Consider the following 14,677-nt stretch of genomic DNA (forward strand, 5'->3'; position numbering starts at 1 on the left):
TGTTAAAGATCGGTGCAGGCCGCTGCGCTTCGTTTCCGCCGCTGCGTTGTCTGCTGAGGAGGCGAACTATACGTCAGACCCCTAAACCCGTCAACACCTTTTGCGAGAAAAACCTCAACAAAAGCGGGTCCCGCAAGCCAAACCCTTGATGCAGCAAGCAATATCCGGAAAGGGTATTTGCCGACACGTCTTCCCTACCCCGCCGAACCATGAAAAACGGGCCGGCGCTTCGCCGGCCCGCACGGTTGCGGAGGCCTGAAACCGCTTAATCCTTTCTCACATCCAGCAGTTCTTGCAGCTGATTCAGCGTGGAATCGTCCTTGACCACGTGCAGCAGCCATTCTTCCAAGCTCATCTCGGCCCAGCGCGCCGCGCGTTCGGCCAATAAGGCCACCGGGCTATGCGGTTCGTTGCTGCGGAAGTAACGGGCGACTTCGCTCAACATCTGCACCGCTTCCTGGCGGCTGCGGATCTGGCCGTTGAAGGCGACGGGCGCCGCCGAAGCGGCGGGGGTGGGCGCGCTATAGCTTTGGGTCACGGCTTTTCTTTCCACGGCGGGTTCCACGGGAGCCGGCGTAACGCCGGCCGGCGCGGTTTGTTGACGGTAGCGCAACACCAGATCCTGGCAGGCGTAGATGCCGTTGCGGATCTCCGCCAGGCTGGGCGCTTCGCCGCCGAAGCGCTGGTCCACTTGCTCGTCCAGCGCTTCATAGCGGCCCAGTGCCTGGACCAGCGCCTCAGCCTGGCTCTGGAACCAGGCGTGGCCGGACAGGTTGGCGCTCTTTTCGAACTCGTCGCCGGAGAGCTTGCCCTCGGCGATGGCCGCGGCCTTGGATTCGGCGTCTTTCAAGCCCAGGTTTTCCACGTCGCGCGATTGCTGCCAGTCGTTCCAGCCGTAAGCGCCGAACTCCGGTTTCAGCAGCGGCACGTTGCGGATGGCCAGACCCAGTTGCTGATTCAGCCACTCCAGCTTGCCGACGCGCTCGTCCAGATCGTGCGGGTCCAGTTCAGGATAGCCGCTGTCCCAGTATTGGCGCAGCCAGCCCTCCAGCGCGGCCAGGCCCAGGGTCAGGCCGGGAACGCCGTTGGCCTGGACCTGGGCTTCCGCGTACCAGGCCAGCAATTGCAGGTCTTTGCTGTTCTGACTCAGCGCGTCTTCGCACAGGCGGATGACTTTGGGCCATTCCGCCGTTTTGAGCGTCTGTTCCCAATCGCCTTGGGACAGGCCCGGGTCGTCGCTGCGGCGGGCTTCGCGAATCTGGTCGAAAAGCGTGGAGTAAGCCAGGTCCTCCCCCGCCGGCCAGCCGCCGGGGATGGGGACCAGCAATTGCTGCACTGTTTGTTCGATGTTTTCCATGCTTTGTGGCTTCTATATATAGAGGTGTTGCGATCAGCCCTTGCCGACTTCCGGCATGGTGGAGATCAGCGAGGCGCCGCAGCTGACTTTATGGCCTTCCAGCGCCACCGGCTTGCCGCCGACCACCCAGCTTGGGTCGCCTTCCACGATGGTGCAGTTGACGTGCCCTTGCTGCGGGCAGGTGACGGCGTCGCCCAGGCAGGCGACCTGCTTGCCGAACAAGGTGGTGCTGGATGCGGCGCTGACGACTTTGCCGCCATGGTCGGTGGGGTCGCCCAATCGGATCACGCGTTTCATGCTGTGGCCTCCTCGCGCGGCGGTCTGGCCATGGCCAGCGCCACATGATCGTTGCTGAATTGAGTAATGAGGGCTGGAGCGGCCAGGCGCGCGCTGTGGCTGACGGCGGCGGCGGCCAGCATGGCGTCGGCGGCGACGCCGACGTCGCCCCACTCCCGCGCCAGATTGCTGGCCTCGTCGATGGGGTGCAGCTCCACCGCGTGGCGGTTCAAGGCGCTGGCGATGGCGGCCAGGCGCACGCCGCCGGCGTCTACGTCGCCGCCGTTGTGCACCAGCCAGCCCAGGCTGGCCGCCTTATCGTTTTCCGGCTTGGCGTCCTCCGGGCTGAACGGGTAGTCCAGCAGCGCGGCGTTGACCAAGGCGTTGTCCAGCACCGGTTGCAGTTGCCGCGTCAGTTGCAAGGCGCGCTCCTGCGGCGCAGCGGCCGCGCTGGACTGGCCCAATTGGGCCAAGACCGGCAGCTCGGCCAGGCCGGCCTGATGACGGGCCGGCACCACGCCCCAACTGCCGCCCGCGCGGCTGAAGTCTTTTTCCCAATAAGGCTGATAAGGGTCGGCGCCCTCGGCCACGGCGACGGGGCCCAAATCGGGCTCCGGCAATTGCTCTCGCAGGAACAGCATGACGGCGACGGCCAGGCCCGGCTTGCCCAGCCAGCGCAGGCGTTCCGCCGTGGCGGGGTCGCTCTCGTCCCGCTCTTCGCCGCCTCGCGTCAGCAAGGGCGCGTCGGCGCCCAGCATGATCACGCCCGGCAGTTCCGGCTGTTGTTGCAGCAACTGCCGCGCGCGGTCCGCCACCGTGCCGGTGCCGGCGCCCGCCAGGAAACGCGCTTCCGGCGCCGGCCATTCGCCGTCGTCCAGCGTTTCGGCCATGGCGACCGTCTGCCATTCCTTGACCGCGGCGATCTGTTCGATGCCGGACAGGCTGGGCACCACTTCCATCACCAGCGGCAGCCAGGCCGCGCCGGGCGCGACGGCGTAGAGTTCCTGCAAGGCCTCGGTCACATGCGGCCGCAGTCCTTCCAGCGCCTCGTCGGCGTCAAGGTCGGCCGCGTCCAGGCAGGACCACAGACAGCCTTCCGGCGCTTCCGCCAGCCAGTCCGGCTCGCCATGGGCCGGCACGGCGCGCGCCCACAGCCAGCGGCAGTCCACCACGGCCTGGCGTTCGCGCAGCTCGGCCAGATGCCGTTCGCGCGCGGCCTCGCGCGCGGACTGGCGCTCGGCCTCGGCCGCGCTCTCTTGCTCGGTCTCTTCCTGCTTGGCGCGCTTTTCCTTCAGATAGCCCCATAGCTTGACGCCGGCGCTGAGCAACATCGGCGGCCCCAGGTGCAGCAGCAGGATGGCCGACGGGCTGATGCGCTGCCAGCTTTGCGGCAACACCAGCCACAGCAGCCCCCACCAGGCGACGGTGCTTACCCCGAACAGGCCCAACATTTTCCACATGGACGCGTTTCCTCAGCTCAGCCGCACTTTGACCTGCTCGCCCTTGAGCGAGACGGCGATCTTCTTCACCGGGCGGCCGGAAGCCATGCGCGCCAGCAGGTCGCTGGATATCTGCGCCAGCAGGGTGCGGGTCAGGATGGCGTCGGCGTTGCGCGCGCCGCTGTCCACGTCCAGGCAGCGCGCCGCCATCTGTTCCGCCAGTTCTTCCGGGAACTCCACTTGCGCGCCGTGGTTGTCGGCGATGCGCTGGCGGATCTTGTTCAGCTTGAGGCCGACGATGGCGCGCAGCACTTCGTCGCTGATCGGCAGATAGGGCACGATGGTCAGACGGCCGAGGAAGGCCGGCTTGAACACGCTTTGCAAGGTGGGCCGCAAAATCTCCACCAGGTCTTCCGGCGTCGGATCGCGGGTTTCGCCTTCAACGGTGACGCCGTGCTCGCAGGCGCGCATCACCAGATCGGAGCCGGCGTTGGAGGTCAGCAGGATGATGGTGTTCTTGAAATCGACTTCGCGGCCTTCGCTGTCTTCCAGCAGGCCTTTGTCGAAGACCTGGAAGAACAGCTCCATCACGTCCGGATGGGCTTTCTCCACCTCGTCCAGCAGCAGTACCGAGTAGGGCTTGCGCCGCACCGCCTCGGTCAACACCCCGCCCTCGCCGTAACCGACATAGCCCGGCGGCGAGCCCTTGAGGCCGGACACGCTGTGCGCTTCCTGGTATTCCGACATATTGATGGTGATCAGATTGCGCTCGCCGCCGTACAAGGCCTCGGCCAACGCCAGCGCGGTTTCGGTCTTGCCCACGCCGGACGGCCCCACCAGCAGGAACACGCCCTTGGGCTTGCCCGGGTCTTCCAGGTTGGCCTTGGCGATCTGCACCCGCTCGGCGATCTGCTCCAAGGCGTGATCCTGGCCGATGACGCGCGCGCCCAGCAGCGAGGCCAGCTTCTGCACCTGCTCCAGCTCATTGCTGACCATGCGGCCCAGCGGGATGCCGGTCCAGCCGGAAATCACGTCGGCGATCACGCTCTCGTCCACGCACTCGAAGGCCAGCGGCTGGAGCTTCTGCAGTTCGCGCAGCGCCTTGCGCTTGGTCTGCAACGGGCTGAGCTTCTTGCCCTTGGCCGGCTTGGCCTCGGCCTGCCGCTGTTTGAGCTCGTCGATTTCCGCCACCAGCTTTTGCTGTTCATCCCAGGCGGCGTGCAATTTCTCCAGGTCCGCCTGCAGTTCGGCGCGCTGGGCTTCCAGCTCCGCGATGCGTTCGGCGTGGCCTTCTTCGCGCTGCAGCGCGGCCACTTCGCGGTCGATATTGTCTATCAGCACCGACACGTCTTCGATCGGCCCCGGCTTGCCGGCGCGCGACAGCGCGACGCGGGCGCAGGCGGTGTCGAGCACGCTGATGGCCTTGTCCGGCAGCTGGCGGCCGGCGATGTAGCGGCTGGACAGATGCACGGCGGCGGCCACCGCCTCGTTGAGGATTTCCACCTTGTGGTGCTCGGCCATCGCCGGGGTCAGGCCGCGCACCATCTGCACGGCGATTTCCGGCGCCGGTTCTTCCACCTTCACCACCTGGAAGCGGCGCGCCAGCGCGGCGTCTTTTTCAAAGTACTTTTTGTACTCGGCCCAGGTGGTGGCGGCGATGGTGCGCAGCTCGCCGCGCGCCAGCGCCGGTTTCAACAGGTTGGCCGCATCGTTCTGGCCCGCCGCGCCGCCGGCGCCAATCAAGGTGTGGGCCTCGTCGATGAACAGGATGATGGGCACCGGGCTGGCCTTGACCTCGTCTATCACCTGGCGCAGGCGGTTTTCGAACTCGCCCTTGACGCTGGCGCCGGCCTGCAACAGACCCAGGTCCAGGGTGCGCAGGGTGACGCCGGCCAGCACCGGCGGCACTTCGCCGTGCACGATCTTGCGCGCCAGGCCTTCCACCACCGCGGTCTTGCCCACGCCCGGCTCGCCGGTGAGGATGGGGTTGTTCTGCCGGCGACGCATCAGGATGTCTATCATCTGACGGATTTCAACGTCGCGTCCCAGAATGGGGTCGATCTTGCCGGCCTTGGCCTGGGCGGTCAGGTCTATCGTGTATTTATCCAGCGCCGGGCTGCCGCGCTTGCCGGCCACGGGCGCGGCCATCGTCGGTTCCGCGCCGGCTTCGGCGGCCGGCGCGTTGGCCGAGGCCTCGCCGCCGTGCTGACGCAAGGCGGCGTAAGCGCCCTGCAGGCGGCCGGCGTCCTGGCGCGCCAGCGCGGCGGAGCCGGACTGCAACGCGCCGCGCAGCGCCTCGTCCTGCCACAGCGCCAGCAACAGGTCCAAGGTGGACACATCGTCCTGCCCCTGTTCCGCGCTGGCCAGCAGCCAGGCTTTTTCCAGCCACTTGGGCAGCCAGCCGGACAGCACCGGATTGCGGGTATTGCCGCTGCGGAAGGCGTCCAGCGCGGCTTCCAGCTCGCGCTCGATGCGCGGCAGGTCCGCGCCCAGCGCGTGCAGCGCCGCCAGCGCGGCGTTGTTGTCCTGGTCGAACATCGCCAGCAGCGCGTGTTCGATCTCGATTTCAAAATGCGTGCGCGCCAGCGCGCGGCTGGCCGCCTGCTCAATCGCCTGGCGGGCGGTGGGGGTCAGCCTGTCGATCAGGGCTTTCAGGGATACGGACATATCGTTCCAATACGCTCAAAATGAAAAGTCGATTCCGCTCGCGCCGCTCAATGCAGCAGCGCGTAGCGCATGTCTTCAGGATCTTGCTTCTGCGCGCCTAGCCAGCAATTGCCGCCCAGGCGCAGGTCCGCCGGGCCGCCCAGCTGCGCCGCCGGCACGTCGCGCTTGTCCAGCACCAGGCTGACGTCGGCCGCCAGATTGTGGCCGACGGCGAATTGCAGCAGCGCCTGCAAGGCCTGCGCGCCGGGGCCGCCGGGCAGCAGGGCTTCGAACTGGGCGCGGCGCATGCTGCCCAAGCGCAGCTGCAGTTTGGTCTGACGGTCCCAAACCCGGGCGCCGGCGAACAAGGACACGCCCAGCTCGCTCTCGCTGTCGCCAAGCCGGCTTTGCTCCGCCGCCGGCACCTGCATCCACTGGCCGATGAATTGCTCCAATGCGGCGTCCACGCCGAAAAAGCCCTGGATCAGCGTTTCCAGCGCCTGCGCCGACAAGGGCTTCTGGCTGAGCAGGCCGGCGTAATAGATGAACAGGTTTTCGTCCAGGCTCGCGTCCGGCCCCATCTGCTTGCGCAGCTGGGACAGGCCCAGGCCGCCCAGGTCCAGCAGATTGCGGGTGAAACCGTCGCGCTCGCCGGCCTCCACTTCCAGCCAATAGCGGTATTTGCGCCAGGCGCCGAAGAACAAGGCGGTGGCGCGGTGGCTGAAGATGTCCAGGAAGGCGTGCAGCGATCCGTCCTTGTACTGCTGGCGGCGCTCCAGCAGCAGCTCGGTATAACTGGTGGGCAAGGCGCCGCTGGGCCCGGTCAGCCCGATGAAGCTGACCGTCATCTCGTCAGTGGCGTCCAGCTGCTCCGGCTCCTTGGCCGGCTGATAACGACACAGCTCGCTGGGCGGGAAGGACAGCGAGGCCAGCGAGCGGAAGCGCAAGCTGGCCGGCAGCCGGCCGCGGCGCTCGCCGCGCTTGCGCGCGGACAGGCCCAGGATGCGCACCGCCTGGAAAAAACCGAACTGGCTGGCGTCGCGCGCCAGCTCCAGTTTCAGATCACGAGGGCTTCGCCGGCTCGGGCTGGCCATGAGGCTACCTCCTCGTCTTGTTGAACCGCATGCACCCGCAAACGGGTGAAACTATTGGGCGCGCAATACAGCGCGAAGAAACGCTCCAGCACCGCGGCGAACAGATAAACGCTGCCGCCGACGTAGTAATCCGGGTCCAGCGTCAGGCGGATTTCGCTGCCGCGGACAAAGCCGCTGAAATCGCGGCCGGACACGCGGGTCACCGCCGGCTGGCTTTCTATCCCCACCACGCCCTGGATCTGGCGCACGTTCACCGGGGAATCGGTCAGGTTGTACAAAGCCAGCATTTCCTGCAAGGCGGCGCAGCCGGAATCCACGATGGACATGTAGTTCAGCGACAGATGCGACACCAGCCGCCACTGCACCGCGCGCCCCAGCGGGCAACGCTGGCTGGCGCTGGGCTTGCGCAACAGGCGCACGCGCTTGACCACGGAATGGCCGGGCAGCGAGAAATCCGTCCGCTGGGTGGACTGGCTGCCGCCAAAGGGAATCTGCTCCGGCAGATCGCGGTTGCTGCACAGCAGCTCCAGGCTCAGCACCTCGGTGGCCGGCCGCACCGCGTTGAACTCCAGGTCCGCCAGGTGCAGCTCCAGATCCGTGCCCTTATCGCTCTGGCGCGGCGAGGGCTCCCGGCTGGCGTGCCAATAAAAGCGCGGCGTCTTTTTTTCGCTGCCGTGGCGTATCGCGTAGAAGGACGGCACCTCCTCGCTGCTTTCGCCGTCGCCGGATTTCTCCACCCGCACCACGCGCTTGATCTGGATCGCCTCGTAAGCCTGCTGCTTGCGCGCGTCCACCAGCACCGGGTAACTGGCTTTCTGGTGGGTGACGCGGATGGGCTCGCCCGGCTGGGTGAACAGGTTGACGATGGGCGTGCAGCCCAGCTTCATGTGCTGGGCCTGCAACTGGGTCTGCAGCCGGTTGTGACGCTCGCTGTCCGGGTATTCGTCCAGCAAGATCCGCAGCACCAGCTTGTCGCCGTCCAGCCGCGCCACCGCCTTGTCCAAGCGCAGCAGATCGACGAAGAGGAATTTGTCCGGATAGCAGAAGTACTCGGTCAGCAGCCGGTAGCCCATGAAGGAGCGTTCGTCGTAGTCCAGCAGACCTTCCTCGCGGCCGAAGCCCACCGCCCGCAGGCTGTCCGCCGGCAGCTTGCGCGTGCGGGCCGGGTCTTCGCTGCCGTCGCCCACGCTGACGCTCAGGACATTGGACAGCAGCATTTCGTACAGCAGATGCATCAGCGCCGGCTCGCCGTCCAGGAAGAAGCGCAGCGATTGCAGGCCGATGGCGTTGAGCGCCAGGCCGCCGTGAGTATGGAACTCCATCGTCAGCACCGCCGCCGCGTCCGGCGCCAGCTGGCGCAGATAGGGCGAGCCGCTGGTCAGCTCCAGCTTGGCCTCGGTCAGCGACAGCGGATACAGGTCCACCGGATAGGCGCTGCGGAATTTGCACACCACGCCCTGCATCGCCGGCGCGTGCACCGGCTGGCCGCGCTCCACCCGGTAGCGTTTGGCGATTTCCGGCCGCTGCGGATCGCATTCGAACTGCACGATGGTGGCGGAGGGAATCGGCTGCAGATAATGCGGGTAGAGCACATTGAGGAAGCTGGCCGCCACCTCCGGATATTCGTCGTCCAGCTTCTTGTGGATGCGCGCGGCCAGGAAGGCGAAGGACTCGATCAGCCGCTCGGTGTGCGGGTCTTCGCACTGGTCGCCTTCCATTTGCAGACGGCCGGCGATCTTGGGATAGCGGCGCGCGAACTCGCCGGACAGCTGGCGCAGGTGTCCGAGTTCGCGTTCGTAATACGGCAATAAGGATTCAAGCATTAAGGCTCACGCGCAATCATTAAGTATTCATCTCACCAGGCGGGCAACGCCCGCCCTGTTTTATCTTTGTGCCCGGCCAAATCTTCAACCGACCCAATACCGCAGCGGCAAACGCCAATCCAGACCATGCCGCCACGCGTAGTACAGCCACAGGCCCGCAGCGGTATACAGCATCGGCAACAGATTGTAAGCCAGCAGTTCCAGCCAGGAACGCAGTTCCGATTCCCCGCTCGCTTGCCGAATCGCCTTGGGAAAGCGGCCCTCGTAGCTCAGCAGCAGCGAGGCGTAATGGCCCAGGCCCCAGATCACGAACACCGGCGTCAACGCCAGGCGCAGCCACAAAAAGCTGCGCCCCAGGTCGAAACCGCCCGGCAGGCTCAGCCGCGACACCGTCCACATGCTGCTCAAGGGGTTGGGCCACTTGCTGCGCAGCCGTTTCGGCGCCGGCACCGCGTCCGCGCCGTCTTCCATGAAGCGGCGGATATATTCCCAGAACGACAGCAAATGCTGGTAGTCGCGGCTCGGCAAACCAATGAAAGCGCCATCCACGCCCAGCGGGCTGTGCGGATTGTCGGTAGACTCCGCCCGCGCCGCCAGCACCAGCATGCCGCCTATGCCCTGGTGATTCGGCATGTCCTTGGGCAGGCCCACATCAATCATGTCCCAGTCGTAGGCTTTAACTCCCCCCAGAAACCCGGGCCGCAATAAATAGACTTTGCGCGTTTGACGGTTGAAACGCACTACCAGCCGGCGGAAAGTGAACGCCTCTAAATGCCATATACCAATAAGATAACGAAAGAAAACATAAGTAACTGGCAACAAAAAGCCTATGTTAACCAACAAAAGAACAATATACCCGACATCAAGAGCATCACCATTTGGAGCCACCCCCATATTAATGATTGACCACCATTGATTAACATTCGCACTCCACCATGGAACCAAACCATACATCAACACCAGGAAAATAAAAGTCAACAACCCTCGCTTGTCATCATTATATGTACAAACATCCAAATACTTATCTGTTTTACGATAAATAGATCCATTATCATCCAATAATTCAGACCGGCTCTCTTTCACATCAATTTCACGGGCATCCGGGTCATAATGCACACCCCGCGCCCGCATTTTCTTGGCGTCGTCCTTATTCTCTTCGGCTATGTCTTTCTGGATATCATCAAACCAGGAGCCAGGCTTATGCTTGCGCCGCCCCATCGCCAGCGACCATTCCAAAAAATACATAAGCCTCTCTTCCTGTTTTCAAACCGCCATCATCATCCGGCTTTGCCTATAACCCCAAATAAGACAGCGGCAAACGCCAATCCAGACCGTGCCGCCAAGCGTAGTACAGCCACAAGCCCACAGCGGTATACAGCAGCGGCAACAGGTTGTAAGCCAGCAACTCCAGCCAAGAACGCAGTTCCGACTCCCCGCTCGCTTGTCGAATCGCCTTGGGGAAGCGGCCTTCGTAGCTCAGCAGCAGCGAGGCGTAATGGCCCAGCCCCCAGATCACGAACACCGGCGTCAACGCCAGGCGCAGCCACAAGAAGCTGCGCCCCAGATCGAAGCCGCCCGGCAGACTCAGCCGCGACACCGTCCACATACTGCTCAAGGGGTTAGGCCACTTGCTGCGCAGCCGCTTCGGCGCCGGCACCGCGTCCGCGCCATCCTCCATGAAGCGGCGGATATACTCCCAGAACGACAGCAAATGCTGGTAGTCCCGGCTCGGCAAGCCCAGGAAGGCGCCATCCACGCCAAAATCCCGATAAGGATTTTCGTTTTCTTCCGTCTTAACCGCCAATACCAGCATGCCGCCTATACCCTCATGATTCGGCATGTTTTTTGGCAAAATGGCGTCAACCTCTTCCCAGTCATAGGCCTTGACCCCGCCCAAAAAACTAGGTCGCAACAAATAGACTTTGCGCGTCACCCTATTGAAACGGACTACCAATCGACGTTTGGTAAAGGCTTCTAAACGCCAAGCCTTTAGCAAATAACGAAAGAAACAGCCCCAAACTACAGGAGTGATAACTGCAAACCCTACAAAACCAATCCAAAAATCCAAATCTGGCTCAAAGTCGAACCCAAAACTATCTTTACCAGTTATTAGCTGAAAAATGAGAAAGCCTAAAATATAAGTACAGGTATATAATCCATAGCAAATCACGCTAAACAGAAGGGTCAGCAAGCCTCTCTTATCATCATTGTAAGTACAGACATCCAAATAGGTACTCGTTTTTCGGTAGATAGAGCAATTGTCATCTACCACCTCTGAACGACTTTCACGAATATCCGACTCCTTCGTTGTCAGCAAATGCCCCAAGCCTTGTGCGGACAGCTTTTTCTCATGCTTTTTTTCACGATCGGCATTTTTCTTTTGCTGCTCATCCCATATCGATCCAGGCTTGTAGCGCTTGTGGTCCAAGACCACCATCCACTCCATCAGATACATCTCACTTTACCTCCAAGACGGCGGCGTCCAAGCCCGCCCCCTCTTCCGCCGCACTGCCGAAGCCAGCGGCCTTTCTATCCTTACGCAGGCAGGATTTGTCACACCAGCTTTCCAACGCATTATCGCTAAACAGCCAGATCGCCACGGTCAAACCTATGCCTGCCACAGTAAACAAGCGCGCCCCGCGTAATAACAGCAACGCAATACGCTCCCCTGCAACGAACTCACTAGCGGTAAGCGCTCCTTGCAATAAAGTCCGACCAAAACTGCTGGTCGCACGCTTTAGCAACCACTCTAAAAATGGCCCGGAAGCCCCCAATGCAATACCAACGCCAACAATTGCCCCTGAAGTTGATACAACACCTCGTAAAACATAGGCAATCATCAATTTTGAATTTTTTCCTAACTGATCACTCGCATTGTCAAAATCCACAAACGCGCCAATTACACCCGCCACCGTACCCAAGCTGCCGGAAGCCAGCTTCAAGGCGCCGACGCCCACCTTGCTGCCGCTAATCAGCGCCGGGTTGCGGCTCTCGCCTATCTTCTCGCAGACGCTGCCGGTCAGCTCCAGCATCACCGCGCCCAGACCCAAGGCGGCCGCAGTCAGCTCCCAGGCCTCACGCTGCGCCGGCTTTTCCCCCAGCTTGCCGGCCTTCATCATCACATTCATCATTTCCAGCATCGCCACCACCGAGCCGAAACGCAGGCCGTTCATGCTGTTGGATTTGCTGGCCGCAGTCAGCAGCTTATTGATCTGATTGCGCTGGGCCTTGGCCGCCGCCACGCTCTTGGCGTCGAAGGCGTTGGGATTGGGGTAGGCCGCCGCCAGATCCTTGTTCATGATCTTGCCCAGCGACAGCGACAGCAGCCGGTGGACCACGCCGGCGCGCAGCACCTGCTTGTCCAGCAGCTTGCCGCCCGGCATCCGGGCCAGCCCGGCGTGGCCCAGCTGCAGCAGCAGCAGGTTGACGCCGCCCAGGTGGGCGGTGCTGACGCCGCTGACATGGGCGACGGTTTCCAGCTTCTCGGCCAGGTCCTTGACCTTGGACCAGACATCGCTGATGCCCTTGCCGGCCTCCTGCACTTTTTCATACGGCGACAGCGCGTCGCTGAGTCCGCCTTTCGCCACATAGGCCTCGGTCGCGGTCTTATAGTTCAGCATTGCGGCTTTGAACACCATCGCGCTGGGCTTCAGGTCTTTTTGCTCGACCTGCCTGATCAGCCATTCCTGACCAATGTTGCAGCTATTGAGGCCGTGCACGCAAAAACCGACCTGGCCGGCGAAAGCGACGCCGCTCTCAAAGTGCTGGTCATCGTAAAACCCCAGGGTATCGTGCAATAGCGGCGCGTTCAGCCACTGCATCAAGTCCTGCGCCCGCTCCTGGTTTTTCTGGTCGCAAACGTCGCCCAGCGCCTCAAAGCTCTTGAGCACCGCGTTGTAGGACGACTTGGGCCACAAGCGTTTGCCGTATTTCTCCCAGGCACCATCCCCTATACCCTTGGCGTACTTGCGCCGCCATTCCTGCTTTTTGCTTTCGTACTCTTCCCGGTTCTTGTAGATGCTGTCATACGGAATGCCTCTCAAATCCGGAGCCCGGAAATTCGGATTAGTTTTCGCCTCCTTGGCCAAGTCATCCAGGGCCACCCCCAGTTTGGGTTCGCGCCGACTGATGGCGCCGTTGCGCACCTGCTCCTCCGCAGCGTTGACCGAGCGGATGATGGCCATCAGTTGCTCGTTCGTATACTTGGCGAACACCGTGCTCTCCGCCGCCATCACCGTGCAGAGCCGGGCGATGGACAGATTGCGCCAGCTGTTCAGTTCCTGGGCCAGACCCAGCGGGTCGTGCAGGACGATGGCCATGCCCTTTTTATTGAGCAGTTCCACGCCCAGGTTTTTCAGCCGCCCGGTATAGGGGTAAGGCTCATTCTTGACCAGCTTGGCTTCCGCGCCGAAGAAGGGGTGCATGTGGTTGTTGAAGCGCGGGGCCAGCTTGCGCTCGCCGCCTTCGATGGAGCGGAATTCCACCACCTTGGAGCGCAGGTCGCCCGGCTGCAGCGCATGCGGCTGCGTCACGGCCTTGGCCTGGAATTTTTGCAGCTTGTTATGCAGCTTGCTGTCGGATTCGATCTTGCTCAGCGCGGCCTTGGACAGCGGGTCCGGCAGGAACAGCACGCGGAATTCGCTGACATCCTGCGCTTTCTCGATGGAGATCATCGAGGCGTTGATGTCGTCGCCCTTGGTGGTGCAGGTGAACGGCGGGGGCTGCACCGCGTCGCCCAAGGCGATTCTGGCGATGTAGCCCTGGTGATTGACCGCCCAGGCGCTCTCCCATTTGAGTTTGCCCGAACGCTTGGTCATCACGTACAGATAACCTTGGCGCAGCATGCGGACGGTGTAGGCGGCGGTGCGCAGCTTCTTGTCCGCCACGCCCTGGCCCAGGGTGCCGCTGAGTTCCGGAAACTCGGCGTGCCCTTCCTCGCTCGCCGCCACCGCATAGCGCAGCGGCAGCAGCATCAGCCCGGTCTTGCCGCAAAATTTGTTACCGCAGGGGGTTTTAGTGCTCACTTGATTGATTCCAGGTTTTCCGACGCTGCCTTGCGCCAACTTGCCTCAGGCCTTAAACCGACGATATTGGCCGCCGACATCACGCAAACGGCTGCTGCCTTGCTTTGTTCCAAAACTCCGCGCCGGCGAACAGCAGCCACTCCGTCAACGCCGGGGCTCTGTCTTGCCGGTACTGCTCCAGCTCCGCCGCCACGTCCGGATAGCGCTCTTCGCAGTCCCTTCCCAACAACCACCACAGCGCGACGCAGCCCGCGGCTTCATCCTCGGTGTCCACCCAGGGCAAGGCCGCGGCTTCGCGCAGCCAGCTCAGCGCGAGCGGGAAGTCGGGCCACTGCGCCGCCACCGCGTCGGGGTGCAGTTCGCTCAAACCCGCCACCGTGCGCAACAGCTTGTGGTAATGCGCGGCCCAGTCCAGCCGCGCCCAGTGCTCGGCGCGCAGCGACACCGCGCTGGCGCGGCCCTTGGCTTCGTCTATCGCCATATGCCGATACGCGGCCGGATGGGCCGGATAGCACCAATGATCGATAGGCCCCAGCAACTGATTCTTGTCCTCGCCGCTCAGGCTCTGGTCCAACAGGCTCGTAATCCTGGGGTCGTAGTAACGCAGATGATGTTGCCGTCCATCGGGATGCGGCTGGGCGAACAGGCGCTTCAAATGCCTAGCCACCTGCTCCGCCGGCTGCGCGGACCGAAGCCAGGCGCTGACCATGACGGCGCCGCCCTTGCGCAGCGAGTCGCCGATGTCGTCGGCCCCCCGACTTAGCCAGGCCTGGCGCTCCTCCGGTCCAAAGTCCACGGTTTGCGCCAGGTCTATCAGCAGCGGCGCCTGTTCCGGCGCATGGGCAAAAAACGCGTCGTTCAACACCGTGACCGCGGGCTCCGGAAAACAGGCCGCCAACTGCTCCGACGCCAGCGGGTCGCCCAGAGTCCGGTCCAACAGCAGATACCAGCCTGCCGGCGCATCCGCCTGCAAAATTTCATGCAAAGCCTGCATAGTTCCAATCTCTCATCCTGGCCG

At 63.1% G+C, this 14,677-nt stretch carries 10 protein-coding genes; all 10 read right to left on the minus strand.

Features of this window, described 5'->3' with window-relative positions; genetic code table 11:
- Window positions 1-265: 265 nt before the first annotated feature.
- The 10 genes from tssA to QUG03_RS22670 all read right to left on the minus strand — a co-directional run bounded on the left by tssA (window position 266) and on the right by QUG03_RS22670 (window position 14,653).
- Window positions 266-1,357 carry a type VI secretion system protein TssA gene (gene tssA, locus QUG03_RS22625; RefSeq protein WP_107798038.1) on the minus strand — a complete coding sequence of 364 codons (1,092 nt, stop codon included), beginning with the start codon at window positions 1,355-1,357 and terminating at the stop codon, window positions 266-268.
- Window positions 1,358-1,390: 33 nt separating this feature from the next.
- Window positions 1,391-1,654, minus strand: coding sequence for a PAAR domain-containing protein (locus QUG03_RS22630; protein WP_043641377.1), 264 nt, complete (start codon window positions 1,652-1,654; stop codon window positions 1,391-1,393).
- Window positions 1,651-3,093: a hypothetical protein gene (locus QUG03_RS22635; protein WP_486636490.1), complete on the minus strand. Its 1,443-nt coding sequence runs from the start codon at window positions 3,091-3,093 to the stop codon at window positions 1,651-1,653. The genes QUG03_RS22630 and QUG03_RS22635 overlap by 4 nt, the downstream gene beginning before the upstream one ends.
- 12 nt (window positions 3,094-3,105) lie before the next feature.
- Window positions 3,106-5,739, minus strand: coding sequence for a type VI secretion system ATPase TssH (gene tssH / locus QUG03_RS22640; protein ID WP_500821060.1), 2,634 nt, complete (start codon window positions 5,737-5,739; stop codon window positions 3,106-3,108).
- Between the two features lie 47 nt (window positions 5,740-5,786).
- Window positions 5,787-6,812: a type VI secretion system baseplate subunit TssG gene (gene tssG / locus QUG03_RS22645; protein ID WP_500821061.1), complete on the minus strand. Its 1,026-nt coding sequence runs from the start codon at window positions 6,810-6,812 to the stop codon at window positions 5,787-5,789.
- Window positions 6,776-8,635: a type VI secretion system baseplate subunit TssF gene (gene tssF, locus QUG03_RS22650; RefSeq protein ID WP_166453147.1), complete on the minus strand. Its 1,860-nt coding sequence runs from the start codon at window positions 8,633-8,635 to the stop codon at window positions 6,776-6,778. Before tssF ends, tssG begins: the two co-directional genes overlap by 37 nt.
- Before the next feature lie 84 nt (window positions 8,636-8,719).
- A complete protein-coding gene (locus QUG03_RS22655; RefSeq protein ID WP_500821062.1) occupies window positions 8,720-9,880 on the minus strand; it encodes a DUF6708 domain-containing protein in 1,161 nt (386 codons plus the stop codon).
- Between the two features lie 46 nt (window positions 9,881-9,926).
- Window positions 9,927-11,090, minus strand: a complete 1,164-nt coding sequence (locus tag QUG03_RS22660; RefSeq protein WP_259046241.1) for a DUF6708 domain-containing protein — start codon at window positions 11,088-11,090, stop codon at window positions 9,927-9,929.
- 1 nt (window position 11,091) lies between these two features.
- Complete coding sequence (locus tag QUG03_RS22665) at window positions 11,092-13,659, minus strand: T6SS effector BTH_I2691 family protein (protein ID WP_500821063.1); 2,568 nt, start codon at window positions 13,657-13,659, stop codon at window positions 11,092-11,094.
- A 79-nt stretch (window positions 13,660-13,738) separates the two neighbouring features.
- The gene (locus tag QUG03_RS22670) at window positions 13,739-14,653 is read right to left on the minus strand and encodes a DUF4123 domain-containing protein (RefSeq protein WP_500821064.1); all 915 of its coding nucleotides are present in this window, start codon (window positions 14,651-14,653) and stop codon (window positions 13,739-13,741) included.
- Window positions 14,654-14,677 lie beyond the last annotated feature (24 nt).

The sequence above is a fragment of the Chromobacterium sp. CCUG 30098 genome (genome assembly GCF_059916605.1).